Here is a 24,913-nt window from a genome sequence, read left to right as displayed (position 1 = left end):
ACAGATAGGTCATCAGTGAAGATCAAGAAGATCGCCGCACTCGGTGCGGCCGTCGGCATCGTCCTCTCGGGCGTCGCCTTCGCGTCGTCGGCATCGGCTGAGCCGGTGTCGAACAGCTACGCGGTCGTCGGTTCGGACACGCTCCAGGACTCGATGAACGCCCTCACCAACGGCACCGGTGTGTCGGGTGCGTCCGTGCGCATCCTCGCCGGCGGCAAGACCATCGGCAACTTCGACGCCTTCGGTTCCGCCGCCATCCAGACCAAGCCGGGCGGCGTGTACTTCGCCCGCCCGAACGGCTCGGGTTCGGGTCGCGACGCCCTTCGCGCCTCGGTCAGCGGCGCCAACTGGTCGGTGAACAACAACGCGACGCCCGCTCGCGCGATCAGCGGTCAGGTCGACATCGCCCGCAGCTCCAGCGGACCGGGCACCAACACCAACGCCGACGGTCGTCTGCTCTACGTGCCCTACGCCCGCGACGCCGTGGCGTACGCGTACAAGGGTGGCACCGCCGCGTGGGCGAACCTCACCGCCGCGCAGCTGAAGGCCATCTACGACGGCACGCTGACCTCGATCGACGGCGTTGCGGTCACCCCGCGTCTGCCCCAGAGCGGTTCGGGCACCCGCACGTTCTTCCTGAACGCCCTCGGCTACTCGGGCAGCTCCCCGGTGGCTCCCGCGGTCAACGACACGGGCAACATCACCCCCGAGAATGACGCGACCGTCCTCGGCGACAACCAGATCATCCCCTTCTCGGTGGCGAACTGGGTCGCTCAGGCCAACAACGTCTCGGGCGTGAACACCGTTGCCGCGGCTCCCACCGTGAAGCTCGGCTCCGCCGTCGACGGCGCGGTGCCCTTCACGGGTACCGCTCCCTCCCTGGTGCCCAACGCGACGTACTACGCCAACACCACGTTCGGTCGTGACACCTACCTGATCGTCGAGCGCGCCAAGGTCCAGGCGTCCTTCACCTACTCGGGCGCCCCGTCCTACGACCCGGTCCTCGCTGGTCTCGTCGACTCCTCGAAGGTCAGCAGCCTGACCAACTTCACCACCTCGCCCTTCGCGCCCGGCGCCGTCAAGCGCAAGTTCGGCTTCCTCGCCCCCAGCTCCGCCACCCCGATCGCGGCCTACGCGGCCGGTTGATCGACACCCCGATTGGATCAATGATGAAGAACCTCCGTCTCAAGGCCGCCCTCGCCGGTGTCCTTGCGCTCTCCCTCTCGGCCGGCGGCGCGCTCGCCGCCTCGGCCGCCGTCAACCCGTCGCCCTCCATCGACCAGATGTGGCTGTGGAACCCCGACGAGACGATCGTCAACAACGCGGACGTCAAGGCCTGGGACGACCCGGTCTACGGGTACCCCCTGAACGCCGGCTTCTCGGACTACGACGACATGTTCACCGGTCCGTCCGACGCGGCCAACGTGTTCACCTTCTTCTCCAAGCCCGGCGAAGAGCTGGACTCGCAGAAGTGGCTCGGCAGCGGCTTCAGCAGCTTCAACGACGCGACGCTGAAGACGGTCCTCACGCCGGCACTGCGCCCGATCGACATCGACGGCCTCGGTATGGCGGCCGCCAAGGCCAACGGCGGCGTGTACTCGGTGGGCATCGCGTTCACCGACCTCGCCGGTGTCGTGGTCAAGGGCGTCAGCTTCGTTCGCCTGAATGTGGCGCCCGGCGGCAGCTACACGTACACGCCCTCGGTCGAAGGCGTCGAGCCGCCGGTCGGTGACTCGAAGGACATCGACATCTCGGCCGACGTGCTCGAGGGCGATGGCTCGCTCTCCTTCACCGTGCCCACGACCTCGCTCAAGCTCGACACCGCTCTGGACGCCACCACGCAGCAGTCGATCTCGACGGGCAAGATCGAGGGCATCACTGTCACGGACTCCCGTCGCACCGCTCTGCGCCAGGGTTGGGACATGACGCAGTCGGTCGCGGACTTCGTGTCGGGGTCGAACACCATCGACAAGAAGAACTTCGGTGTCAAGGTCACCAAGACCGGTGGCGCAGCGGCTGCGGAGGCCAGCACGGAGCAGGTCGCCGGTAGCGCGACCTACCCGTCGCCGTTCGCCACGGCGGCTGTCGGTGTCTCCACCGAGCCGACCACGCAGCTGAAGGCCGACCTGAAGCTCGTCGCCCCCGCCGGCACGCCCGCCGGCACCTACACCTCGAAGATGACGCTCACGCTCGTCTCGAAGTGATCCCGCGGGAGGGGCGGCGCCGGCGGCGCCGCCCCTCCTCTCGGACCTTCCTCGTTCAGCCCTTGTTCGCGTGGCCGCAGGGCGGCCGTAAGCCATTTCTGGGGAGATATACCGTGCAGATCTTGCGAATCGCGGAGCGCCCGAACGCCCGCCTTCTCCCGGCGCTCATCGCCGCTGCCGTGGCCCTCGGCGTCGTCCTCGCCTCCGCCCCGGCCCACGCCGAAGATGCCGCTCCCGCCGACGAGATCGGGATCTCGGCTCAGCCCGTCAGCGACGAGGGCGGCCCCATCCGCACGCGCTTCGACTACACGATCGGCCCCGGACAGACGCTGGATGACGGCTACGTCGTCACCAACCGCGGTACTGGCCCTCAGACCTTCACCGTGTACGCGACGGATGCTTTCAACACCGATGACGGTGCGTTCGGTCTCCTGGAGGGTGGGGTCGCCCCGGCCGACGCCGGAGCATGGGTGAGCTTCAACGGTGCGCCCTCCGTGCAGGTGACGCTTCAGCCGGCCGAGTCGACGACGATTCCCTTCACCGTCCGCGCCCCGGACGACGCCACGCCCGGCGACCACGCGGGCGGTCTCGTGGCATCCGTCCAGTCTCCCGACGGTCAGGTCCTGGTCGACCGCCGCCTGGGAACGCGCTTGTATGTGCGGGTCCCCGGCGACCTCCAGCCGGCGCTCACCATCGCGGGCATTTCGGCGTCCTACACCCCGAGCCTCAACCCTTTCGCGGGGGACGCCACGATCACCTTCACGGTGCGCAATGCCGGAAACGTCGCTCTGGCGGGAGACCTCAAAGCAGAAGTCCGGGGACTCTTCGGTATCGGTCTGTCGGCTCCGATCGAGCAGGAGGTGTCCGAGATGCTCCCGGGCAGCACCCGCACGATCACCACGACCGTCTCCGGCGTCGGCCAGTGGGTCTACCTCAACCCGGTCGTCACGGTCTATCCGAAGGTCGATGAGACCGCGCAGAACCCGGGACCCCTGACGAGCGTGTCGCGTGACACCGTGCTGTTCGTCGTCCCGTGGCTGCTGGTGGGGCTCATCGTGCTCGGTCTCCTCGTCTGGGGTGGCATCCGGTTCAGCCGTCGCCGCAATGACGCGCGCGCCAAGGAGTGGATGGAGTACGCCGAGGCCGAGGCGCGCCGCAAGGCCGAGTCCGAGCGCGAGCCCGTCTCCACCGGCTCGGACGCGTGAGCGCCGTGGACCGACTCGCGCCCCTCCGACGCGGGGTTCGGCGCGGCGCGGGAGCCGCTTTGCTGGCGCTGGCTCTGGTGGTCGCGCCGCTCGCGGCGGCCTCCGCGACGGCGGCGGGCCCCCTCCAGTGCCCGACACCGTCGCCGACGGTCTCACCGACGCCGGTCAGCGGGGGCGTGGGCCTCACCGCCGTGGTCTGCGGCCCCACCTCGGCGCCCACGACGGGCACCTCGACCGGCAGCGGGTCGTCCCTGGGCGGCTCATCGAGCTTCGGTAGCAGTGGTTCCTCCGGCGCGGTCCGGGGCGGTTCGTCGGCCGGCGCCGGTGGATCGTCGTCGTCGGTGGCGCCGACGACCTCGACGGTCGCCACGCTCGCCGACAGCGTCGACCTCGGTGGCATTCTCTCGGTCGGCGGCCTGTCGACCGGGAGCACGCCGTCGATCAATCCGTTCGATGGGGTGGTGCAGGTGTGGTTCACCGTGCGCAACACGTCGACCTCGACGATCGACCTCACAACGGACTTCTGGATGGAGAACCCGCTCGGGCTGCGGATCGCGAACGTCGACGGTGTGGCCGTTCCCGGCCTGAAGCCGGGTGAGACGCGTACGGTGAGCGCTGACCTGTCCGGGGCAGGACAGTGGACGATGCTGACGACCCACGCGCGCGTGACGCCTCCGTCGCAGGTCGATGGCGTCGAGCTCGCGCCGCTCACGCGTGACGCGACCGTCTTCGTGCTGCCCTGGGCGATCGTGCTGCTCATGGTTCTCGGGGTGGCCGCCGCTGTCGCCGTTTCGCTCGTGCGCCGCGCCGGCACCGCGGCCGTGCCGCTGGCGGTGGGCGCATGACGGTCACCGAGGAGCCTGCCGTCCCGGTCAGACGGAACCCGCGTCGCGCCCCGTCCGTGCCGCGACCGCCGCGGCGTCCCCCGCGCACGAAGACGGCGCCCCCGCCATTGACCGTGACGGAGTCCGTCGTCCGCGCCGCGGTCGCCCTCGCGGCCGTGCTCACCCTGATGTTCGTGCTCAACGTCACGGTCTTCAGCCACATCCAGCACCTCGTCTCTCAGCAGCGCGTGGGAGATCAGTTCCGCGAACAGTTGCTGGCCGGAACGGCCCCCGTGAGCGAGTACACGTTCGACGACAATCTCCTGCCCGACGGGGCACCCGTCGGCATCATGGAGATCCCGAGACTGGGTCTGCACGAAGTGATCGTCGAGGGAACATCTTCCGCCGAGACCGCCCAGGGGATCGGTCACCAGCGGGACAGCATCCTTCCCGGGCAGGCGGGGGTCAGCTTCCTCCAGGCGCGCAGCGCCGCGTTCGGCGGACCGTTCTCCGGCATCCAGTCGCTGAGCCCCGGGGATGCCATCACCGTGCGCACCGGGCAGGGCCTGCAGGAGTTCTCGGTGGTGGGCGTCCGCTATGCCGGCGACCCGACACTGCCGAACCTCCGCCCGGGCGAAAGCCGCCTCGTGCTCATGACCGCGCGCGGTGCCCCCTACATCCCCACCGGCGTGGCGTACGTCGATGCGCGGCTGGTCGGTACGGCACAGCCGCGCGGCGCGCGGGTGACGACGACCGCCGCTCTGCCCCCTGAGCAGCGACCGATGGCGACCGACACGACGACGGTCTGGGGCCTCGTCTTCGCCCTGCAGTTCCTGATCGCCGCCGAACTGGCCGCCGTGTGGGCGTTCCGGCGTTTCGGCGCGCAGCGGACGTGGATCGTCTTCGTCCCGGTCCTGCTCCTGGCCGGCTTCCTCGCGGCCTCGCAGGTCGCGCTCCTTCTTCCCAACCTCCTCTGACTCTGAGAGGCATCCATGTCCGACGACATCACCCGCGTCATCGGGGGCACACCCGACCTGACGCCCCCCGGCCCCGTGCTGCCCGCCACCGCGGCCGCGCAGGAGGACATCACCACCGTCGTCCCGCCCGCGCCGGTCTCCGAGCCGCTTCGCCGGAACCGCGGGGGATTCGAGGCCGGGTCGAGCGGCGTTCCGGTTGTCGCGGTCCAGCCGGCACCGCACGAGGTGTTCGCCTCGCAGGCTCCACTGGCGACGCTCGAGGCGCGCAGCATCACGGCATGGTTCGGCGACCACCAGGTTCTCGACCGCGTGTCGCTCACGATGCCGGCTGGCCAGGTGACAGCGCTGATCGGTCCCTCGGGGTGCGGAAAGTCCACGTTCCTTCGCATCCTCAACCGGATGCACGAACTGGTGCCGTCCGCCTCTCTCGCGGGTGAGGTTCTGCTCGACGGGAACGACATCTACGACCCCGTGCGCCGCCTCACCGATGCCCGCAAGGACATCGGCATGGTCTTCCAGAAGCCGAACCCGTTCCCCGCGATGTCGATCTACGACAACGTCCTCGCGGGACTCAAGCTGACCGGCGTGCGCGCGAGCCGAGACGAGAAGGACTACCTCGTCGAACGGTCGCTCACATCGGCCGGGTTGTGGAAGGAAGTCAAGGACCGCCTACGGGCCCCGGGCGGCGGACTCTCGGGCGGCCAGCAGCAGCGCCTGTGCATCGCGCGCTCCCTCGCGATCAAGCCGAAGGTGCTCCTCATGGACGAACCGTGCTCGGCACTGGACCCCACCTCCACTCGCGTCATCGAGGAGACGATGGGGGAACTCCAGCACGAGGTGACGATCGTCATCGTGACGCACAACATGCAGCAGGCGCAGCGTGTCTCGCAGCAGTGCGCGTTCTTCCTGGCATCCCAGGGGCAGCCGGGGCACATCGTCGAGCACGGTGACACCGAGGCGATGTTCGACGCCCCCGTCGACCCTCGCACGTACGACTACGTCAACGGACGCTTCGGGTAAGGGCACGGGCATGACCCTCGTGGATGACTCAACCGACGTCCTCCCGCCGATCGCGGCGCCGGAACCCGGGGAAGAGCAGGACGAGTCCTCGACGCCGATCGGGCTGATCGTGCTCCTCGTGCTCACGATTCTCGCGTTCGTGGCGGCCGCACTGTTGATCGCCGAGGCGATCACGCGGGCCGATGTCGAGCGGTCCATCGAGGACCACGTGCGCGATGACCTGTCGCTTCCGGCCACGCAGCACGTCGGCGTCAGCATCGAGGGCGCGGTGCTGCTGCAGGGGATCGTGAACCGGTACGAGACCGTGCGGGTGTCGATCCCGAACGCGCCGTTCGCTCGGAGTACCGCCGACGTCACGGCGACTCTGACAGGTGTGCACGGCGACGAGCGCGACGACTGGGACATGGAGCGGATTTCTGCGGTGTACAGCCTCGGATCGGCGCAGGCGACCGCGTTCTACATCCCCGACGACGCGCGAGGGAAGATGCAGGTCGGTTTTCGCGGGGCGGACATGACGCTCGACGCGTCGCTGACGTCCTCGGGCCGCAGTGTCCCGGTCAGCGTGGCGTTGACCCCGGCGTTCCAGAGCGGCTGGGTGAGCGTCGCCCTGGCATCCATCACGATCGGGGGCACCCCCGTCACCGCCGACGACCTCCGCGCGAGGGTCGGCGACGCGGGCCTCGCCTCTCTGCAGATGCCGCCGATGTGTCTCGCCGAGAGTCTGCCGCGCGCCGTCAGCGTGCGCGAGGTGTCGGTCCGCGATCAGCACCTGCGGTTCGGGGCCGACTTCGATCTCGTGCTCCTGAAGACGCCGGAGGGGCGCCAGGCCGGCGCTTGCACCTGATCGGAACGACTGTCCGCTACCGCCGCGCTCGAGCCCGCGCCCGCACGACGCCGGACAGCGTCGCGCGCACCGGCTGCCCGAGATAGATGCCGAGCGAGGCGCCGACGGCGAGGGCGATCCCGACGGTCGCCGCGCCCGCGAGCGTCGTGACGCCGGCCATCAGCACCGCCGCGTCGTCGCCGGACTCCACGATCCCGAGAAGCCCGCGGAAGACCGCCGCCCCGGGCACCATCGGCAGGATCGCGGCGGTCGTGACGGCCACCGAAGGCACGTGCAGCCGGTAGGCGACGGCCATGCCGAGGAAGCTCGCGAGGAAGGCGCCGACGCCGCTGGCCGCGGCCACCTCGAACCCGATCGTGGAGGCGCCGACGAATCCCACCCAGGCGAGCAGACTCAACGCTGCGCTCACCACGACGATCCGCATCCCCGCACCGTTGTAGATCGCGACCGCGATCGCGATGACCGCGGCGCCCACGAACTGCAGGGGCAGTGGCCCCAGCGGCAGCGCCGCGGACGGCGGCGACATTCCGAGCCCGAGGACGCGCACCGTCTCCAGGCCCGCGAGGATGCCGAGCACCACGCCGAGCGTCTGGGTCGTGAGTTCGAGGATGCGCCCGGTCGCGGTCAGCGCGAAGCCGTCGATGGCATCCTGGGCCGCTCCGACCACGGTGAGTCCCGCGAGCATCAGAACGATCCCGGATGCCACGATCACCGACGGCCGAATGGTCTCGGCCGCGTCCAATCCGGTGTAGCGCAGCAGCGGCGAGAGCGCCGCGACCACGGTCAGCACGAACCCGCCGGCGATCTGCGCGAAGAAGTACGGCACGCGCGCTTTCGCGAAAAGGTGCTGGGTGGTCGCGGCGAGGGCTGCCGCGACGAAGGAGAGCACCAGCGCGAGCCAGTTCGCCCCGAACATGATCGCGACTCCGAGTGCGAGTGTCGCCTGCGCCACGACGACCGCCGCGGGGCGGTACCGGAAGGGGAGCCGGCGAATGGCGCGGCATCGCGCGATCGCCGTATCCAGCTCGAGGCCGTCGGTGATCTCCGCGACCAGCGCCTGCAGGCGCTGCAGCTTGGCGTGATCGGGCACGGAGCCGCGGACCACGCGCAGCAGCGTCGTCGGGTGGGCGGCGCCCGGCAGGCTGTGCGCGATCGTGACGGAGTTGTAGGTGACGTCGACGTGGACGGGGTCGAGCCCGTAGGCGCGGCTCACTCGCACGATCGTGGCGGTCACATCGCTCGCGGACGCGCCCACGACGAGCATCGTCTCGCCGATGCGGATCGCGAGGTCGAGGATGCGCGTGGCAAGCGTCTCGTCGATCACGGCGATGGGCTGCGTCTCGGGCGCGAGGGCATCCTCGGCGTGGACGAGACGGCGCAGCGACGACAACCATCGAGCGGTGGTGGGGGGCATCCGGATCGCTCTCGGGGGGAGGGGTGGAACGCCACGATCCTAACCGCGCGACCCGGGCGGCTCCCCGCATGACGTCGGCGGCATGCGGGCCGCTCTAAGATGAACCTTCGGGCGTGGCATCCGAACGCCCCGTCGTGGCATCCCGACGCCCGTCCCTCCCGGGAGTTCCCCTTATGGCGCTGATCGTCCAGAAGTACGGCGGTTCTTCCGTCGCCGACGCCGAGAGCATCAAGCGCGTCGCCAAGCGGATCGTTGACACGCGTCGCGCCGGCCACGAGGTCGTCGTCGCGGTGAGCGCCATGGGCGACACGACCGACGAGCTGCTCGACCTCGCCGGGCAGGTCGCTCCGATCCCCGCGCCGCGTGAGCTCGACATGCTGCTCTCCAGCGGCGAGCGGATCTCGATGGCGTTGCTGGCGATGGCCATCCACTCGATGGGCTTCGAGGCGCGCTCCTTCACCGGCAGCCAGGCGGGAATGATCACGGATGCCACCCACGGCGCCGCGCGCATCGTCGACGTCACCCCCGTGCGCCTGCGTGAGGCGCTCGACGAGGGCGCGATCGTCATCGTCGCCGGCTTCCAGGGGTTCAACCGCGACACCCGCGACATCACGACCCTCGGCCGCGGCGGCTCCGACACGACGGCCGTGGCGCTCGCTGCCGCGCTGGACGCCGACGTGTGCGAGATCTACAGCGACGTCGACGGCATCTTCACCGCCGACCCGCGCGTGGTGCCGCTGGCTCGCAAGCTCGACCGGGTCTCCAGCGAGGAGATGCTCGAGCTCGCCGCCAACGGCGCGAAGGTGCTGTACATCCGCGCGGTCGAGTACGCCCGCCGCCACGGCGTCCTCATCCACGCCCGATCCACGTTCAGCTCGGGCGAGGGCACCTGGGTGCTCGACGCCTCGAAGAAGTCCCCGCTCGTCCCCGAGGGAGCCACCATGGAAGAGCCCATCGTCGCCGGTGTCGCCACCGACCTGAGCCAGGCGAAGATCACCGTCATCGGTGTGCCCGACGTCCCCGGCAAGGCCGCCGACATCTTCAAGATCGTCGCCAAGTCCGGTGCGAACGTCGACATGATCGTGCAGAACGTCTCCGCCGCCGCCACCGGCCGCACCGACATCTCGTTCACCCTGCCCAAGACCGACGCCGCGCAGGCGCTGAAGGCGCTCGCCGCCGAGCAGTCCGACGTCGGGTTCGAGAGCCTCGTGCACGACGACCAGATCGGCAAGCTGTCGGTCGTCGGTGCGGGCATGCGGACGCACTCGGGCGTCTCGGCGACCCTGTTCGAGGCGCTGAGCCTCGCCGGCGTCAACATCGAGATGATCTCGACGTCCGAGATCCGTATCTCCGTCGTCGTGCGCGGTGTCGACCTCGCCGAGGCGGCGCGCCTCGTGCACACCGCGTTCGGTCTCGACGGCGACAACGAGGCCACCGTGCACGCCGGCACCGGCCGCTGACCCGGACTTTTCAGCGGGTCTGCAGGTCGGCACGCTACCTTTCGCGCACCGGAGGGGGCGCGACATGGCACGCACGGGATCGATCCGCCGATCGCGGCGGTGGTGGGGGATCGGCGCAGCCGCAGCCCTGGCGGTCGTCGTCGTGCTGGGCGTGGTCTTCCAGCCCTGGCTTCTCTTCGTCGACGTGCGCGTCGACGACGCGATCCCCGAGCCGGCCACGTCGATCGCGTCGACCGTCCAGCCCACGCCGTCGGCCGCGTCCCGCATGGAGCCGGTCGAACTCGCGGTGCCCACGACTCCCGCGGGTCCCGTCGACCTCCTCGCCGGGACCTTGATCAGCCACGAGCACGAAACGACCGGGGCGGTCCGGGTGATCCAGAACCCCGACGGATCGCGGCAGCTCGCCCTCGTGGACCTCGCGACCTCGAACGGCCCCGATGTCCACGTCTGGCTGAGCGCCGGCCCCGTGGTCGAGGGCGCCGACGGGTGGTTCACCGCGGCGGGATACGACCACGTCGACCTCGGGCCGATCAAGGGCAACCTCGGCGATCAGCTCTACGACATCCCGGCCGAGGTCGATCTCTCCCTGTTCCGGACGGTCGATCTGTGGTGCGAGCGGTTCGCCGTGTCGTTCGGTGCCGCAGCCCTCGCGTGAGCAGCGCACGGCGGCGATCCGAGCGGCGTGTCGAGGGCCGCTAGAATCTGGATCTCACCCACGAATCCCGAGGTACTTCGCATGACCCGCATCTCCGATTCCGGAATCTCGCTCGCCGTCGTCGGCGCCACCGGTCAGGTCGGCTCCGTCATGCTGGAGATCCTCGCGGAACGGTCGTTCCCGATTCGCGAGCTGCGACTGTTCGCCACCGCGCGTTCGGCGGGCACCTCGCTCGACTTCGGCGGCCACTCGATCGTGATCGAGGATGTCGCGACGGCCGATCCGTCCGGCGTCGAGGTCGCGCTGTTCTCGGCGGGTGCCACCGGCTCCCGCGCGCACGCTCCGCGCTTCGCCGAGGCGGGCGCGCTGGTGATCGACAACTCGAGCGCGTGGCGGATGGACCCCGAGGTTCCGCTCGTCGTGAGCGAGGTCAACCCGCACGCGATCGCCGAGGCGAAGAAGGGCATCGTCGCCAACCCCAACTGCACCACGATGGCCGCGATGCCCGTCCTGAAGGTGCTGGATGCCGAAGCGGGTCTCGAGCGTCTCATCGTCAGCACGTACCAAGCGGTCTCGGGCTCGGGCCTCGCCGGCGCGCAGGAACTCCTCGGCCAGGTTGAGGGCGTGCTCGCCCAGGGCGACGTCGAGCGTCTCGTCCGCGACGGCTCGGCGCTGGACTTCCCGCAGCCCGAGAAGTACATCGCCCCCATCGCCTTCGACGTCATCCCGTTCGCGGGCAACCTCGTCGACGACGGCTGGAACGAGACCGACGAAGAGAAGAAGCTGCGCAACGAGAGCCGCAAGATCCTCGAGCTGCCCGACCTGCGCGTGGCCGGCACGTGCGTTCGTGTCCCCGTCTTCACCGGGCACTCCCTCAGCATCAACGCCGAGTTCGCGCGCGACATCACGCCCGAACGCGCGCGCGAGCTGCTCGCCGATGCGCCCGGTGTCCGTCTCGAAGAGGTGCCGACGCCGTTGCAGGCCGCCGGGACCGACCCGAGCTACGTGGGTCGCATCCGCGCCGACCAGTCCGCACCCGAGGGCAAGGGCCTCGTGCTGTTCATCAGCAACGACAACCTCCGCAAGGGTGCCGCGCTGAACGCCGTGCAGATCGCCGAGCTCGTCGCACAGGGGCTTCTCGCGCACGCCTGAGTCCCGGCATCCGGATGCCGTGAGCCCCGCGTTGTCTCGACATCGAAGGGACCGATCTCTCGATGTCGAGAGACCTGCGACCGGCACCTAGAATCGACGGGTGACCGAAAACGTCGACGTTCTCCTCATCGGGGGCGGCATCATGTCCGCCACCCTCGGCACGATGCTGAAGGATCTTCAGCCCGATCTGAAGATCGCGGTGCTGGAGCGGCTGAGCGACGTGGCGCAGGAGAGCTCGAACGCGTGGAACAACGCCGGTACGGGTCACGCCGCGCTGTGCGAGCTGAACTACATGCCCGACAACCCCGACGGCCCGCTCGACCCGTCGAAGGCCGTCACGATCAACGAGCAGTTCCAGCAGAGCCGTCAGTTCTGGGCATCGCTGGTGTCCGAGGGCGTCCTCGACGAGCCCTCGACCTTCATCAACCCCACCCCGCACATGACGTTCGTCCGGGGCGAGAAGGACGTCGCCTACCTCCGCAAGCGCTACGAGGTGCTGAAGCAGCAGCCGTTGTTCGCGGGCATCGAGTACAGCGAGGACTCGCGCGTCATCAACCAGTGGGCGCCGTTGCTCATGCAGAAGCGCCGCAAGGGTGAGCCGTTCGCCGCCACCCGCGTGCCGGCGGGCACCGACGTCGACTTCGGGTCGCTCACGCGTCAGCTCTTCGCCGGGCTGGGTGAGAAGGGCGTCGAGGTCGTCACGAACCACGAGGTCAAGAAGCTCAAGAAGCTGAAAGACGGTCGCTGGCAGGTCTCGTACCGCCACACCATCGGCCACACCCCCGGCACGATCACGGCGAAGTTCGTCTTCGTCGGTGCCGGCGGCTGGGCGCTCAAGCTGCTGCAGCGATCCGGCATCGACGAGATCAAGGGCTACGGTGTCTTCCCAATCGGCGGCCAGTGGCTGAAGACCTCGAACCCCGCCATCGTCGCCCAGCACCGCGCGAAGGTGTACTCGCAGGCCTCGGTCGGCGCCCCGCCGATGTCGGTGCCGCACCTCGACACCCGCGTCGTCGACGGTGAGACCTCGCTGCTGTTCGGACCGTTCGCGACCTTCAGCCCGAAGTTCTTGAAGAACGGGTCGATGCTCGACATCGTCACCCAGGTGCGACCCCACAACCTCCTCCCGATGCTGAAGGTCGCCGTCGACAACCCCGGCCTGCTCAAGTACCTCATCAGCGAGCTGCTGAAGACGCACGCGAAGAAGGTCGACAGCCTCCGCGAGTTCATGCCCACCGCCAAGGCCGAGGACTGGGAGCTGCTCGACGCCGGCCAGCGCGCCCAGGTCATGAAGCGCGACAAGGACAAGGGCGGTGTGCTGCAGTTCGGTACCGAGGTCGTGACCTCGGCCGACCACTCCATCGCCGGGCTTCTCGGCGCCTCGCCGGGCGCCTCGACCGCCGTCTCGATCATGCTCGGGCTGATCAAGACCTGCTTCCCCGAGCGCATGCCCGAGTGGGAGCCGCGTCTGCGTCAGCTCATCCCCAGCTACGGCGAGACGCTCAACACGCGTCCCGACGCGGCGCGCGCCGAACTGGATGCCACGGCGCAGGCGCTCGCGATCAACGCCTGAGTCGCTCATGGCGAAGCTGTACTTCCGCTACGGGGCGATGAACTCCGGAAAGTCGACGGCGCTGCTGCAGGCGGCGTACAACTACGAGGAGCGCGGCCAGCGAGTGCTGCTGGCCAAGCCCGAGATCGACACCAAGGGTGCCGATCAGATCGACAGCCGGCTCGGCGTCACTCGCCCGGTCGATTTCCTCGTCGGCCCCGACGACGACCTCCGGGCCGTGTTCCACCAGGCGGCGGGAAAGGCGCCCGTGGCGTGCCTGCTCGTGGACGAGGCGCAGTTCTTCACCGCCGCGCAGGTCGACGATCTCCTGCGCATCGCGGTGCTCGACGGCATCCCCGTGCTGGCGTACGGCATCCGCACCGATTTCCGCACCGAGGCGTTCCCGGGCTCGGCGCGTCTGATGGAGATCGCGCACAGCCTGGAAGAACTCAAGACCATCTGCCGCTGCGGACGCAAGGCGATCTTCAACGCGAGACTGGTCGGCGGTCGATTCGTGTTCGACGGTGACCAGGTCGCCATCGACGAGGGGCAGATCCAGGGCGAGGTCACGTACGAGTCGATGTGCGCCGCCTGCTACCTGCGCGAGTCCGGCGGGCGGCTCGACGGTCGCTGACCCGGCCGGACGGCGAGGCCACGGCCGATAGCCTGGACTCATGCGCGTACTTCTGGCCGGCGGTGCCGGTTACATCGGAGCCCACACGGCCGTCGCCCTGCTGGAGGCCGGTCACGATGTCGTCCTCCTCGACGATCTGTCGGGCACCCACCCCGTCGCCGCGGAGCGGGTCGAGCGGATCACCGGCAAGTCGGCGCCGCTGGTGGTGGGCGATGCCGCGGATGACTCCGTCGTCACGGCCGTGTTCGACGAGTACGGTCCGATCGACGCGATCATCCACCTGGCCGCCTTCAAAGCCGTGGGGGAGTCCACGCAGAAGCCACTGGAGTACTACTCCAACAACCTCGACACGACCTTCGCCCTCCTGCGTGTCGGCATCGCCCGTGGCATCCGCTCGTTCGTGTTCTCGAGCACGGGCACGGTGTACTCCGACCCGGCCGACCTGCCCTTCACCGAGGAGTCGACGACGAGTGTCGATCTCTCCAACGCCTACAGCAAGTCCAAGCGCATGAACGAGGTCGTCCTGGCCGACGTTGCCCGGGTGAACCCCGATCTGAACGTGACGGTGCTGCGGTACTTCAACCCGGTGGGGGCCCACCCGTCCGGTCTGATCGGCGAAGACCCCGCGGGGATCCCCAACAACCTCATGCCGTTCGTCTCGCGGGTGGCGATCGGAACCCTGGACGAGATCGGCGTCTTCGGCGACGACTACGACACCCCCGACGGCACGGGTCTCCGCGACTACATCCACGTGGTCGATCTCGCGGAGGGGCACGTGATCGCTCTCGAGCAGGCGCAGCCCGGTCACCAGATCTTCAACCTCGGCACCGGGCGACCCGTGAGCGTCCTCGAGCTCGTCTCGTCGTTCGAGAAGGCCGTCGGCCACGAGCTGCCGAAGAAGATCCTCGCCCGGCGTCCCGGCGATGTCGCGGCGACTTACTGCGATCCGACCAAGGCCGCCGAGGTGCTCGGATGGCGCACGCGTCTGACGATCGACGACGCGTGCCGCGACTACTGGAACTGGCAGACACGGAACCCGGCGGGATACGCAACCCCGTCTGAGGGCTGATCAGCGCGCGTAAGGTTGTGTGGTCAGGCCACAGAATGCGGTCTGTGGTCGACGAAGGAGACGCCGTGCCGGATTCCGAACTGCGCGCGTGGCAGGTGGTCCTCGAACGCATCGAGGGCGACCTCCGCGAGGGACGACTGGCGCCCGGCGATCGTCTGACCCCCGAGCGCGAACTGGCGTCGCAACTGGGTGTCGGCCGCTCCAGCGTGCGTGAAGCGATCCGCGTGCTCGAGGTGCTCGGCGTCGTGCGCACCGCCACGGGCTCCGGCCCCTCGGCCGGCGCGATGATCGTGACCACCCCGCGCGGAGGTCTCGCCGCGTTCCTCCGGCTCCAGGTGGCGGCCAGTGGCTTCCCCCTCGACGACGTCGTCCGCACACGCATCGTGCTGGAGGGCGACGTCGCCGAGACGCTCGCGGCCTCGGACGCCGACCTCACCGAGGTCCACGGCATCCTGGATGCCATGGATGCCGAGGCCCTGCGGCGCGAGGACTTCCTCGCGCTCGACGCCCGCTTTCATCAAGCGCTCGCGGAGGCGTCGGGCAACGCGGTGGTCGCCGCGATGATGGCGGGGCTCCGTAGTTCGATCGAGTCGTACACCCAGTCGGGAGCGGCGCTGCTGGAGGACTGGGAGTCGACGTCGGCGCGGTTGCGCGCCGAGCACCGTGCGGTCGTGGAGGCGGTGGCGGACGGAGACGCGAGCGTTGCGCGTGACCGCATCCGTGCGCACATCGCGGGCTATTCCGCGCAGGTGGCCGTCGCTCTGGGCGTGCACGCGACGAAGAGAGAGGCCGATGCCGCATGAATGAACGTCCCGCACGGCCGCCGCGGCCGCAGCACGTGCTGGAGGTCGTGTCGACCTCGAGGCTCACGCCGCACCTCGTCCGTGTGCGTGCGCGCGGAGCCGACCTCACGGCGTTCCGCGAGAGCCCGCACACCGACCGCTACGTGAAGATCACCTTCGTGAAGCCCGAGCTGGGCCTCGAGCCGCCCTACGACCTCGCGGCGCTGCGCGAGACCCTCGCGCCCGACGACCTGCCCGTGACGCGCACGTATACCGTGCGTGCGGTGGACGGCGACGAGATCTCGATCGACTTCGTCGTCCACGGCGACGAGGGACTCGCCGGCCCCTGGGCGGCCACGGCGCAGCCGGGAGACCGAATGGTGGTGTCCTCGCCCGGTGGCGGCTACGCCCCCGACCCCGAGGCATCCTGGCATCTGTTCGCCGGCGATGAGTCCGCTCTGCCGGCGATCGCCGCGGCGCTCGAAGCGCTGGGGCCCGACGCGCGCGGTGCAGCCTTCCTCGAGGTGGCCGGCGTCGGCGACGAGCTCCGGCTCGTGGCGCCCGAGAACGTCGAGATCGTGTGGCTCCACCGTGGCGAGCCCGCCGCGGGAACGTCCCGCGTGCTCGTCGACGCCGTCGCGGGCTGGACGGTACCCGACGGGCGCGGGCAGGTCTTCGCGCACGGGGAGCGCGAGGCGATGAAGGCCCTCCGCGAGGTGTTCTTCGCCGGGTGGGCGCTGGACCGGTCGCAGGTGTCGCTGTCGGGCTACTGGGCGTACGGTCGCACCGAGGACCGATTCCAGGCCGAGAAGCGCGAGCCCATCGGCAAGATCCTCTGACCCCCGGTCAGGCGCGCGGGGGCAGCGTGGGGATCAGCGCGTCGAGGTAGTCGGCGGTGTCTTCCCACCCGTGTACCGCGTGGCATTCGACGCCCATGGCGAGGACCGGGTAGTCGTTGCCGTCCGGGTCGAGACGATCGCCGACGAAGAGCATGTCGTCGAGGGGGATGCCGGTGGCGTCGGCCAGCTGACGCATGCCGTAGGCCTTGTCGATGCCGCGGTGCGTGATGTCGACCGACGTGGACCCGCCCGAGCGCACTTCGAGGTCGGGGATGCGAGCGGCGACCGCCTCGCGGAGGCTGTTCTTCTTTTCGCCGGTGGGATCCCACGCCATCTTCGCGTCGAGCGGGGCGGTCTGGCCGAGGGCGGAGAACGTGATCTGGGAACCGCGGTCCTCCAGGATGTCGCCCCATGGCTCGGCCTCCCACAGGCCGAGTCGCTCGGCCTCCTCGCGGACTGCCGTGAGCGCGCGCGTCTTCTCGTCGTCGGTGAGCGAGTGGGCGTACACGGTCTCGATGCCGTCGCTGCCGAGACGGTAGTACTGCGTTCCGCAGGTCGGCATCAGGTGCAGATGCGAGAGGAGCGAGGCATCCGCGTCGGGCAGGCGATCGACGACCTGGGACCGGAACTGCTGGAGCTGCCCGCCCGAGATGATCGCGACTTCGACGCGGTCGGCGAGGGCGAGGAGCAGATCGCCCATTCGCGGGTCGATCGCGGTCTTCGACGGGGCGAGGGTGTCGTCGAGGTCGAAGGCGACGAGACGGGGCGAGGTATCGGACACGGTGCTCCTGGGGCCGGTGAGGTCGGTATCTCGACACAGCAGAGGCTCCGCCGTAGGGGAGCCTCGCTGCGATCGGCCTCGAGCGTCCGGCGGGCGGGTGCCCGGGAGCGCGGGTCGAGACTGTTGCCATGCTAGCCGAGGCGACGAATGGTGCTTATCTCAGGTGGGAGCACATCTCTTCCCGCACCGGCGCATGGCCCCGACGGCCCGGTGGCGGATCTCACGTCCCGAGGGAAGCGCTCCGCCAGGGCACCTCTGCCACGGCGGCGACCTCGTCCTCGGTCGGGGGGACCGCCCCGGAACGACTGACGGTGATACCCGCCGCTGTGGCGGCGAAGTGGCCGATGCTCGTCAGGTCTGCTCGGTCGACGGAGCCATCGAGAACCCGTTGTTTCAGGCCCCCGCGCACGATGGCGCCGACGATGCCCGACATGTAAGCGTCACCGGCACCGATCGTGTCGGCCACCGCGGTGCGGTAGGGAGGCACCGTCACGAACCGCCCCGTCGTGTGGATATCGCTTCCCGCCGATCCGCGTGTCACGGCGACGATCGACGGTCCCTGCGCGAGCAATCGCACCGGTGCTGATGACGGGTCTTCCGGGTAGAGCCATGCGGCGTCCTCGTCGCTGAGCTTGACGACGTCCGCTCGCGCGGCGAAGCGCTCGACGAGCGCGCGGGTCTCTTCGCGTCGCGGCAGAAGCGCGGGCCGGATGTTCGGGTCGAACGTGACGAGTACGTCCCGGGGGAGGGCCTCGACGAGCTCGATGACTCCCTGCGCTCCGGGCTGTCGCAGCGCTCCGACTGAGCCGACGTGCACCACGGTGAAGCCGTCGGTGCGCGGGGGGTGATCGAAGCTCCAGGTGAGGTCGAACAGGTAGGTCGCCGAACCGTCGCTGCCGATGCGTGCCCGAGCGGTGGAGGTGGGTGCACTCCGGGTCGTGGTCTGCACCGACTCCACGTTCGCCCCGGCGAGGTGGGCGCTGATCAGTCGTCCGTGCTCGTCGTCGCCGAATTCCGTGGCGAACACCACGTCGACGCCGAGACGCGAAAGTCCCACGGCGACGTTGAGCGGGCTTCCGCCGACGTGGGCGTCGGACCCGTCGGCGCGGTCGACGATGTCGATCAGTGCCTCACCGATGACGAGGGCGCGGTCCGGGGGGATGGGGGCGGTCATTTCACGGGCTCCAGCCAGGTCAGGGTCGAGCCGCCACCGGCTACATGGGGCGCGAGCGCTTCGTTGAACGCGGCGCAGTGCGGTGTGGCGATGTGTGATCGGAAGGCGTCGTCGTCCACGTATTCCTCGTAGACGAAGAAGCTGTCCCGTTGCTCGGCGAGACGGTGGGCGTCGAAGCGGATGTTGCCCGGTTCGGCCGAGACGTCGCGCCCGTAGCCCGCAAGGAGCGTGGCGACGGCGTCGCCGTGGCCCTCCTCGGCCCGGAACTCGGCGTAGAGGTACTTCGCGGTCACAGGCTCTGTGCTCCCGTCATGATGGCGACCGCCTCACTCATGGTGTGCGACGTCGGCGTGATGGTGCCGGCGCGCTTGCCCAGGCGCTGGATGTGGATGCGGTCGGCCACCTCGAATACATGCGGCATGTTGTGGCTGATGAGGATGACGGGAACGCCACTGTCGCGCAGACGCTTGATCAGTTCGAGGACCTGCTTCGATTCGCGCACGCCGAGAGCGGCGGTGGGCTCGTCCAGGACGACCACCTTGGAGCCGAAGGCTGCGGCACGGGCGACGGCCACGGCCTGACGCTGGCCCCCCGAGAGGTTCTCGATGGGCACGGTGACGTCCTGCAGGGTCGAGATTCCCAGGCGGTTGAGCTCCTCCCGGGCGTTCTTGCGCATGGTCTTGGTGTCGAGCATCCGAAGGACGGATCCGAGAGGACCCGGTCGACGGAGCTCGCGACCGAGGTACATGTTCGCCGCGACGTCGAGCGCGGGCGAGACCGCGAGCGACTGGTAGACCGTTTCGATGCCGGCATCCCGTGCGTCCTGCGGGCGGCGGAAGTGGACGGGCTGACCGTCCAGGCGCAGTTCGCCTTGGTCGGGGATCTCGGCGCCGGTGAGGCACTTGATGAGGGTCGTCTTGCCGGCACCGTTGTCGCCGATGACGGCGAGCACTTCGCCGGCGTAGAGCTCGAGGCTCACGCCGTCCAGGCCGACGACGTGGCCGTACGTCTTGACGAGGCGCGTGGCCGAGAGGACGGGGGTCCGCGTGTCCGTTGCTGCAGTGCTCACTTGCGCACCTTCCGAATCCACTGGTCGATCGAGACTGCGACGATGACGAGGACGCCGACAGCGAGGGTCTGGTAGAGCACGTCGAGGCCGGCGAGGGCCAGGCCGTTGCGGAAGACGCCGACGATGAGGGCGCCCAGCAGCGTCCCCCACACGTTTCCGCGTCCGCCGAAGAGGCTGATTCCGCCGATGACGACGGCGGTGATGGCGTTCAGGTTGGCATCCACGGCCGCGTTGGGGCTGGAGCCGAAGTCGCGACCGATCTGGATCCATGCGGCGATCGCGACGACCGCTCCGGCGACGATGTACACGCTCAGGAGGACACGGTTCACTCGGATGCCGCTGAGTCGGGCGGCTTCCTTGTCGTCGCCGACGGCGTAGACGTGGCGGCCCCAGGCGGTGCGCCCGAGGACGTATGACATCGCGATGTAGAGCAGGATCATCAGGAACACGCCGAAGGTGACGTCCACGCCGATGTGGAAGGTCGTCCCCGTCCAGGTGACGATGTCGGGAAGGTCGCTGCCCTGCACGGTCGCACCGTTGGAGAGCAGCAGCGTCAGCGCCGTGAACACGCTGAGCGTGCCGAGGGTGACGATGAAGGGCGGGAGGTTCAGGCGCGTGACGAGCAGACCGTTGATGACACCGGTCAGGATGCCGGCGACGAGGCCGATCACCAGGGCGAGCGGACCGGGGATGCCGAGGCCGGCGGCGGCGTTGCCCATGACGACGGAGCTCAGCACCATCGCGGCGCCCACCGACAGGTCGATGCCGGCCGTGAGGATCACCAGGGTCTGAGCGACACCGAGGGTGCCGATGACGGCGACCTGCTGGGTGATGAGGGACAGGTTCGCGGGGGCGAGGAACCGGGGGTTGATGATGCCGAAGACGATGATCGCCACGACGAGGACGATCGCGGGGCTGATGGCCGGGTAGCGGTAGAGGATGCCACGCAGCCGCTGCAGCGGAGTCTGGCGGGCGAGGAACTCGTCGGCCAGGTGCAGGGCGGAGGTGGGCGGTGCAGTCTGGGGGGCGGTGGGGCGTGAATCTGACATGACGGTCTTCCCGGTCGCAGGAGGGAGGTCGGGGGCACGCCTCGCGGCGCGCCCCCGGGTGGTCACTTGCCCCAGCAGGTGCTGGTGGCGTCGGAGGAGGTGATGCTGTCCACGCCCGTCTGCGGCTGGTCGGTGACGAGCTGCTGGCCGGTGCTGAAGAAGTCCAGACCGTCGGTGGGCTTGGGCGCCTCGCCGCCGCGGGCGATGTCGGCGATCGCCTCCATGCCGAGCGAGGCCATCTTCGAGGGGTACTGCTGGGCCGTGGCGCCGATGATGCCCTCCTTGACGTAGCCGACGCCGGTGCAGCCACCGTCGACGGAGACGATGATGACGTCCTTCTCCTTACCGGCGGCCTTCAGCGCCTGGTAGGCGCCGTAGGCGGCGGGCTCGTTGATCGTGTAGACGACGTTGATGTTCGGGTCCTTCGAGAGCAGCGTCTCCATCGCGGAGCGGCCGCCGTCCTCGGCGCCCTGCGTGGCCTGGTGGCCGGCGATGGTGTACTGGCCGCCCTTGCCGCCGGTGTAGGAGCCGGATGCCGCCTCCGACCCGTTCTTGCTCGGGTCGGGCACGGTGATCCCAAGGCCCTTGAGGAAGCCCTGGTCGCGAGCGGTGTCGACCGTGACGATCTGGTCGCTGAACAGATCGAGCATTGCGATGTTGGCCTGCTTGCCGTCGAGCTTTTCTGCCGTCCACTTGCCGATCAGTTCGCCGGCGGCGAAGTTGTCGGTGGCGAAGGTGATGTCGACCGAGTCGGCCGGGTCGGGAACGGTGTCGAGGGCGATGACGTAGAGCCCCGCTTTGCGGGCCTTCTCGATCTCGTTGATGACCGCGGGGCCGTTCGGGGTGATCAGGATGCCCTTGTCGCCGCGAGAGATGGCGTTCTCGATCGCCTGGATCTGGCTGTCCGTGTCGCCGTCCTTCTTGCCAGCGGCGAGGGTGAGCTCGACGTTCGCCTTCTCGGCGTCGGCCTTCGCAGCATCCTCCATCGACACGAAGAAGGGATTGCTCGTCGTCTTGACGATGAGGGTGACACCGACCTGCTCATCGGCTCCCGCGGTGGCTGCGGGAGCGGCGGAGCCGGCGGGCGAACAGGCGGTGAGGGAGAGGGCGGTGATCGTCGCGAGGGATGCCGCGAGGGCGAGGGTGCGGCGAGACTTCATGTGCAGAGGCATGGCATGGTGGGAGTCCTTCAAGGTCGCTGGTTGCGTCTTCGAAACCGTGCTGACAACGGTGTCAGGAACAGGTGTAGCGCAGCGACCGATAGAGTGCAAGAACGAAATTCTCAAGCGAGCCCGGAGTTATGACACCGTTATCATCCACCTCGGGCGGCCGCGGAGCGTCCATCACCATTCGCGACGTCGCTCGGCACGCCGGGGTGGGGATCAAGACGGTCTCACGGGTCGTCAACAACGAACCGAATGTCGCCAGCGCCACGGCCGCGCGCGTGCGCGCGTCGATCGCGGAGCTGAAATGGGAGCCCGACGCGCACGCCGCGAACCTCCGGCGCACCCTCACCCGCACGCGGTCTCTCGGCGTCCTGCTCGGAAGCGTCGCCAACCCGTTCTCGGCGACGATCCACCGCGCCATCGAAGACATCGCCGTCCACCGCGACGTCGCCGTTTTTGCGTCGAGCCTCGACGACGAGCCGGAGCGAGAACTGGCCGCGATCAGCGCTTTCGTGCGCCGCAAGGTCGACGGTCTGATCCTGACGTGCGTGGCGCCCAGCCAGGCGTACCTGCACGATCTTGTTCCCCAGAGCATGCCGATCGTCTTCGTCGACCGGCAGCCGTCGGACTACGCGGCCGACGTGGTGCACTCGGACAACGTCGGTGGCGCACGCCTGGCCACACGGCACGTGCTGGGGTTCGGGCATCACTCCGTCGCCCTGCTTCTGGACCGGCGCGACATCTGGACCGCGCGCGAGCGCGAGCAGGGTTTCCGTGAAGCGATCGCCGAGTTCGGGCTCGACGCCTCGTCCGTGGTCGTCGTGGCCGACCTTTCGGACGCCGCGGCGGCCGAGCGCGCCGTGATGTCGCTGATGGGCCGTCCCGTGCCGCCGACGGCGATCGTCAGCGCTCAGAACCTCATCACCATCGGCGCGCTGCATGCGCTGCGCCGTCTGGGTCGTCACCGTGACGTCGCGCTGATCGGGTTCGACGATGTCGATCTCGCCGACCTCATGGATCCGGGCGTCAGCGTGGTTGCGCAACGGCCGCAAGAACTCGGGGCCGAGGCGGCGCGGTTCCTCTTCGAATCGCTGGACGCCGGCGAACGTCGCGCGCCACGCAGGCAGGTCGTGCCTGTCGACCTCATTGCACGCGGCTCGGGGGAGATCCGGCCACCGCTGCGCACGCCCTGACGGCGCTCGCCGCGGGAGCTCCAGACTCGTCGCGCCGACGACGAAGCCCCGGCAGATCCTCGAATCTGCCGGGGCTTTCCGGTCGGGGTGACAGGATTTGAACCTGCGGCCTCGTCGTCCCGAACGACGCGCGCTACCAAGCTGCGCCACACCCCGTGGCCAACCCGAATAGTCTACCCCGTCCGTGACGGTGCTCCGAACCGGGGTGGCGGGCGGGCGCGTCGCGGAGTGTGCGGTGAGCACCTCGCGCCCGCCCGACGAAGTCCGGTTCCGGTTTCGGGCCTATGGCATTCAGATGCGGGTCAGTATGCGACGTCGCGCCAGGACGATGGCCGCGACACCGGCGGCGATCGCAACCGCTCCGACGCTTCCGCCCGCCGCGAGCCCCGCAGAGGAGATGCCCGTCGCCGCCAGGGGAGTGGTCGGTGGTTGCGCCGCCGGAGGCGGTGCGAGAGTCGGCGAGGTCGTCGGTGTCGGAGTCGGGACCGGTGGGGCCGGGGGCTGCACGACCTGTTGGGTCTGTGCGGGCGTCGCGAACTTCTCGATCCACCGGTATCGAGTCGGCAGATGAGGGAGGGTCTCGGCATCCTGGTCGGCGAGCTCGATGCGCCACACGGCGGTGTAGACGCCCGGGCCCGGGAGCGGATCCGTGGTGCTCGTGGTGTACGTGCCGGGCCCCGTGGCCGGGTCGGTCGTCAGCTCGAGGCGCGCGACGGGTTCGAGCCCCGCGGGGATCTCGCGGGACTCAGCGGGATATGCGCCCGTGCGGTACACATCGGCACGCGCCCGAAGCCGGACGAATGTCCCGTCGGTGTGCCGCGGCCAGATGCCCTCGCCGGGGGCGAACGACACGTCGTCGACGAAGCGTCCGCCGTCCAGCCGAGCCACCGTCTGAATGCGCGGGGAGAAGCGCACGGCGCGCGGGGTCGCGTCCTGGGCGGTGAGATCGAAGCGTGCGGGTTCGGCAGGGCCCGCAGACTCCTGTTGCCCGGGTGTGGTGAAGTAGCGGACGGCAGCCGCTCGAACGGTGAAAGCGCCCCGGGCGCGAACCGTGTACGGGCGACCGTCGGAACCCGACGGCGGGGAAGCCAGGATGGGGTAGGCGATCCCCGGCGTCACCGAGGTGCGATCGGAGGATCCCGTGTCGGCGAAGACCGCGCCGTCCAGGTGCAGGCCGCCGGTCGCGTCCGGGTCCACGTCCGCGGTGACGCTCCCGCGCGTGGGGTCGTCGGGGTCTGTGGTGAGCTGGAGAGTCCCCCCGATTCGAGGGACGCGGATCGTGGCCGCTTCGGCCAGATAGCGTTCGGCGCGGTCTTGGATCGCCGCGCTGTTCTCCGGACTGGCCCGGCGCATGATGTAGTCGATCGCTTCCCGGAAGGAGTCGCCCTCGTAGCCCCACGAATGCAACGTGGTATCGCGATCGACGATGGCCTTCACCGCCCAGCCGACGCCGGCCGCCTGCACCGGATCGTCGGTCTGCCCGTAGGTCGTCACGAGATGGTTGATCGACACGAGCTGTTGCGGACTCAGCCCGTTGGCATCCGTACGGATTCCCTGATCGGTCGTCGTTCCCGTCGCGAGGGGCAACCCGGGGTGGATGCAATAGGTGTGCAGGTCGCCGACGCGCATCGACCCGTGCCATCCGGTCATCGAGAGTGGCGCCCAGGTTCCGAACCCCACCCCGCGGTCAGCGGCGTGGGCGGGCGCGGCCACGAGGGTGGGGCCGCAAACGAGTCCGGCGGCGGCGAGGGCGAGGGCGAGAGCCGTCAGCGGGAGGCGGCGCCGTCGCGGTGGGGGATGGTGCATCGAGAGTCCCTTCGGTCGAGGAGCCTCGATCATGCGATCTCTCA

At 69.4% G+C, this 24,913-nt stretch carries 24 protein-coding genes and 1 tRNA gene; 16 read left to right on the top strand and 9 right to left on the bottom strand.

Going from position 1 to position 24,913, the window contains the following annotated elements; all coding sequences use genetic code 11:
* The first annotated feature begins 15 nt into the window (after positions 1 to 15).
* The 7 genes from AC3WLZ_RS12125 to AC3WLZ_RS12095 all read left to right on the top strand — a co-directional run bounded on the left by AC3WLZ_RS12125 (position 16) and on the right by AC3WLZ_RS12095 (position 7,074).
* A complete protein-coding gene (locus AC3WLZ_RS12125) occupies positions 16 to 1,146 on the top strand; it encodes a substrate-binding domain-containing protein (RefSeq protein ID WP_492470186.1) in 1,131 nt (376 codons plus the stop codon).
* Positions 1,147 to 1,169: 23 nt separating this feature from the next.
* Positions 1,170 to 2,204 carry a hypothetical protein gene (locus tag AC3WLZ_RS12120; protein ID WP_492470185.1) on the top strand — a complete coding sequence of 345 codons (1,035 nt, stop codon included), beginning with the start codon at positions 1,170 to 1,172 and terminating at the stop codon, positions 2,202 to 2,204.
* A gap of 113 nt (positions 2,205 to 2,317) precedes the next feature.
* Positions 2,318 to 3,409, top strand: a complete 1,092-nt coding sequence (locus AC3WLZ_RS12115) for a hypothetical protein (RefSeq protein ID WP_492470184.1) — start codon at positions 2,318 to 2,320, stop codon at positions 3,407 to 3,409.
* Entirely contained in the window at positions 3,406 to 4,254 is an 849-nt protein-coding gene (locus AC3WLZ_RS12110; RefSeq protein WP_492470183.1) for a hypothetical protein, read from the top strand. The genes AC3WLZ_RS12115 and AC3WLZ_RS12110 overlap by 4 nt, the downstream gene beginning before the upstream one ends.
* A gap of 113 nt (positions 4,255 to 4,367) precedes the next feature.
* The gene (locus tag AC3WLZ_RS12105) at positions 4,368 to 5,210 is read left to right on the top strand and encodes a sortase (protein WP_492470182.1); all 843 of its coding nucleotides are present in this window, start codon (positions 4,368 to 4,370) and stop codon (positions 5,208 to 5,210) included.
* Between the two features lie 246 nt (positions 5,211 to 5,456).
* Positions 5,457 to 6,230: a phosphate ABC transporter ATP-binding protein gene (locus AC3WLZ_RS12100; protein ID WP_412926161.1), complete on the top strand. Its 774-nt coding sequence runs from the start codon at positions 5,457 to 5,459 to the stop codon at positions 6,228 to 6,230.
* A 10-nt stretch (positions 6,231 to 6,240) separates the two neighbouring features.
* Entirely contained in the window at positions 6,241 to 7,074 is an 834-nt protein-coding gene (locus AC3WLZ_RS12095; RefSeq protein WP_492470181.1) for a hypothetical protein, read from the top strand.
* 16 nt (positions 7,075 to 7,090) lie between these two features.
* Here the strand turns inward: AC3WLZ_RS12095 and AC3WLZ_RS12090 are convergent, their stop codons facing one another.
* Positions 7,091 to 8,488 (bottom strand): threonine/serine exporter family protein, encoded by a 1,398-nt coding sequence (locus AC3WLZ_RS12090; protein WP_492470180.1) that lies wholly within the window; start codon positions 8,486 to 8,488, stop codon positions 7,091 to 7,093.
* 173 nt (positions 8,489 to 8,661) lie between these two features.
* Here AC3WLZ_RS12090 and AC3WLZ_RS12085 point away from each other — a divergent pair, with 173 nt between their 5' ends.
* From AC3WLZ_RS12085 to AC3WLZ_RS12050, 8 genes are all read left to right on the top strand, one after another.
* Positions 8,662 to 9,948: an aspartate kinase gene (locus AC3WLZ_RS12085; RefSeq protein WP_492470983.1), complete on the top strand. Its 1,287-nt coding sequence runs from the start codon at positions 8,662 to 8,664 to the stop codon at positions 9,946 to 9,948.
* Positions 9,949 to 10,012: 64 nt separating this feature from the next.
* The gene (locus AC3WLZ_RS12080; RefSeq protein ID WP_492470179.1) at positions 10,013 to 10,603 is read left to right on the top strand and encodes a DM13 domain-containing protein; all 591 of its coding nucleotides are present in this window, start codon (positions 10,013 to 10,015) and stop codon (positions 10,601 to 10,603) included.
* A gap of 81 nt (positions 10,604 to 10,684) precedes the next feature.
* Positions 10,685 to 11,755 (top strand): aspartate-semialdehyde dehydrogenase, encoded by a 1,071-nt coding sequence (locus AC3WLZ_RS12075; RefSeq protein WP_412925177.1) that lies wholly within the window; start codon positions 10,685 to 10,687, stop codon positions 11,753 to 11,755.
* A 100-nt stretch (positions 11,756 to 11,855) separates the two neighbouring features.
* Entirely contained in the window at positions 11,856 to 13,328 is a 1,473-nt protein-coding gene (locus AC3WLZ_RS12070; protein ID WP_412925176.1) for a malate:quinone oxidoreductase, read from the top strand.
* 7 nt (positions 13,329 to 13,335) lie between these two features.
* On the top strand, positions 13,336 to 13,941 hold the full coding sequence (locus tag AC3WLZ_RS12065) for a thymidine kinase (RefSeq protein ID WP_412925175.1): 606 nt from the start codon (positions 13,336 to 13,338) through the stop codon (positions 13,939 to 13,941).
* Between the two features lie 40 nt (positions 13,942 to 13,981).
* The gene (galE, locus tag AC3WLZ_RS12060) at positions 13,982 to 15,010 is read left to right on the top strand and encodes a UDP-glucose 4-epimerase GalE (protein ID WP_412925174.1); all 1,029 of its coding nucleotides are present in this window, start codon (positions 13,982 to 13,984) and stop codon (positions 15,008 to 15,010) included.
* A 65-nt stretch (positions 15,011 to 15,075) separates the two neighbouring features.
* Positions 15,076 to 15,813: a FadR/GntR family transcriptional regulator gene (locus AC3WLZ_RS12055; RefSeq protein WP_412925173.1), complete on the top strand. Its 738-nt coding sequence runs from the start codon at positions 15,076 to 15,078 to the stop codon at positions 15,811 to 15,813.
* The gene (locus AC3WLZ_RS12050; RefSeq protein ID WP_412925172.1) at positions 15,810 to 16,631 is read left to right on the top strand and encodes a siderophore-interacting protein; all 822 of its coding nucleotides are present in this window, start codon (positions 15,810 to 15,812) and stop codon (positions 16,629 to 16,631) included. The genes AC3WLZ_RS12055 and AC3WLZ_RS12050 overlap by 4 nt, the downstream gene beginning before the upstream one ends.
* Before the next feature lie 7 nt (positions 16,632 to 16,638).
* Here AC3WLZ_RS12050 and AC3WLZ_RS12045 read toward each other — a convergent pair whose 3' ends face one another.
* From AC3WLZ_RS12045 to AC3WLZ_RS12020, 6 genes are all read right to left on the bottom strand, one after another.
* Positions 16,639 to 17,412: an HAD-IIB family hydrolase gene (locus tag AC3WLZ_RS12045; protein ID WP_492470178.1), complete on the bottom strand. Its 774-nt coding sequence runs from the start codon at positions 17,410 to 17,412 to the stop codon at positions 16,639 to 16,641.
* Positions 17,413 to 17,632: 220 nt separating this feature from the next.
* The gene (locus tag AC3WLZ_RS12040) at positions 17,633 to 18,586 is read right to left on the bottom strand and encodes a carbohydrate kinase family protein (RefSeq protein ID WP_492470177.1); all 954 of its coding nucleotides are present in this window, start codon (positions 18,584 to 18,586) and stop codon (positions 17,633 to 17,635) included.
* Complete coding sequence (locus tag AC3WLZ_RS12035; protein ID WP_492470176.1) at positions 18,583 to 18,879, bottom strand: putative quinol monooxygenase; 297 nt, start codon at positions 18,877 to 18,879, stop codon at positions 18,583 to 18,585. Before AC3WLZ_RS12035 ends, AC3WLZ_RS12040 begins: the two co-directional genes overlap by 4 nt.
* Positions 18,876 to 19,655, bottom strand: coding sequence for an ATP-binding cassette domain-containing protein (locus tag AC3WLZ_RS12030; RefSeq protein ID WP_492470175.1), 780 nt, complete (start codon positions 19,653 to 19,655; stop codon positions 18,876 to 18,878). The genes AC3WLZ_RS12035 and AC3WLZ_RS12030 overlap by 4 nt, the downstream gene beginning before the upstream one ends.
* Positions 19,652 to 20,704: an ABC transporter permease gene (locus tag AC3WLZ_RS12025; protein WP_492470174.1), complete on the bottom strand. Its 1,053-nt coding sequence runs from the start codon at positions 20,702 to 20,704 to the stop codon at positions 19,652 to 19,654. The genes AC3WLZ_RS12030 and AC3WLZ_RS12025 overlap by 4 nt, the downstream gene beginning before the upstream one ends.
* Before the next feature lie 62 nt (positions 20,705 to 20,766).
* A complete protein-coding gene (locus AC3WLZ_RS12020) occupies positions 20,767 to 21,864 on the bottom strand; it encodes a substrate-binding domain-containing protein (protein WP_492470173.1) in 1,098 nt (365 codons plus the stop codon).
* Between the two features lie 140 nt (positions 21,865 to 22,004).
* Between AC3WLZ_RS12020 and AC3WLZ_RS12015 the strand changes: the two genes are divergently transcribed.
* Entirely contained in the window at positions 22,005 to 23,063 is a 1,059-nt protein-coding gene (locus AC3WLZ_RS12015) for a LacI family DNA-binding transcriptional regulator (protein WP_492470172.1), read from the top strand.
* An 82-nt stretch (positions 23,064 to 23,145) separates the two neighbouring features.
* On the opposite strand, the gene AC3WLZ_RS12010 is transcribed toward AC3WLZ_RS12015, so the two are convergent.
* Positions 23,146 to 23,219 (bottom strand) — tRNA-Pro (locus AC3WLZ_RS12010).
* Positions 23,220 to 23,354: 135 nt separating this feature from the next.
* Entirely contained in the window at positions 23,355 to 24,869 is a 1,515-nt protein-coding gene (locus AC3WLZ_RS12005; RefSeq protein WP_492470171.1) for a hypothetical protein, read from the bottom strand.
* Between the last annotated feature and the right edge of the window lie 44 nt (positions 24,870 to 24,913).

This window comes from Microbacterium sp. FW305-3-2-15-F-LB2, from assembly GCF_058787255.1.
Note: the sequence above shows the minus strand (reverse complement) of the source record. Positions and strands in the feature narration are given on the sequence as shown.

Coding starts and splice junctions, on each gene's coding strand:
- AC3WLZ_RS12120 (WP_492470185.1), top strand. CDS start 1,170: ATGAAGAACCTCCGTCTCAAGGCCGCCCTCGCCGGTGTCCTTGCGCTC.
- AC3WLZ_RS12095 (WP_492470181.1), top strand. CDS start 6,241: ATGACCCTCGTGGATGACTCAACCGACGTCCTCCCGCCGATCGCGGCG.
- AC3WLZ_RS12090 (WP_492470180.1), bottom strand. CDS start 8,488: ATGCCCCCCACCACCGCTCGATGGTTGTCGTCGCTGCGCCGTCTCGTC.
- AC3WLZ_RS12085 (WP_492470983.1), top strand. CDS start 8,662: ATGGCGCTGATCGTCCAGAAGTACGGCGGTTCTTCCGTCGCCGACGCC.
- AC3WLZ_RS12080 (WP_492470179.1), top strand. CDS start 10,013: ATGGCACGCACGGGATCGATCCGCCGATCGCGGCGGTGGTGGGGGATC.
- AC3WLZ_RS12075 (WP_412925177.1), top strand. CDS start 10,685: ATGACCCGCATCTCCGATTCCGGAATCTCGCTCGCCGTCGTCGGCGCC.
- AC3WLZ_RS12065 (WP_412925175.1), top strand. CDS start 13,336: ATGGCGAAGCTGTACTTCCGCTACGGGGCGATGAACTCCGGAAAGTCG.
- galE (WP_412925174.1), top strand. CDS start 13,982: ATGCGCGTACTTCTGGCCGGCGGTGCCGGTTACATCGGAGCCCACACG.
- AC3WLZ_RS12050 (WP_412925172.1), top strand. CDS start 15,810: ATGAATGAACGTCCCGCACGGCCGCCGCGGCCGCAGCACGTGCTGGAG.
- AC3WLZ_RS12040 (WP_492470177.1), bottom strand. CDS start 18,586: ATGACCGCCCCCATCCCCCCGGACCGCGCCCTCGTCATCGGTGAGGCA.
- AC3WLZ_RS12025 (WP_492470174.1), bottom strand. CDS start 20,704: ATGTCAGATTCACGCCCCACCGCCCCCCAGACTGCACCGCCCACCTCC.
- AC3WLZ_RS12020 (WP_492470173.1), bottom strand. CDS start 21,864: ATGAAGTCTCGCCGCACCCTCGCCCTCGCGGCATCCCTCGCGACGATC.
- AC3WLZ_RS12015 (WP_492470172.1), top strand. CDS start 22,005: ATGACACCGTTATCATCCACCTCGGGCGGCCGCGGAGCGTCCATCACC.
- AC3WLZ_RS12005 (WP_492470171.1), bottom strand. CDS start 24,869: ATGCACCATCCCCCACCGCGACGGCGCCGCCTCCCGCTGACGGCTCTC.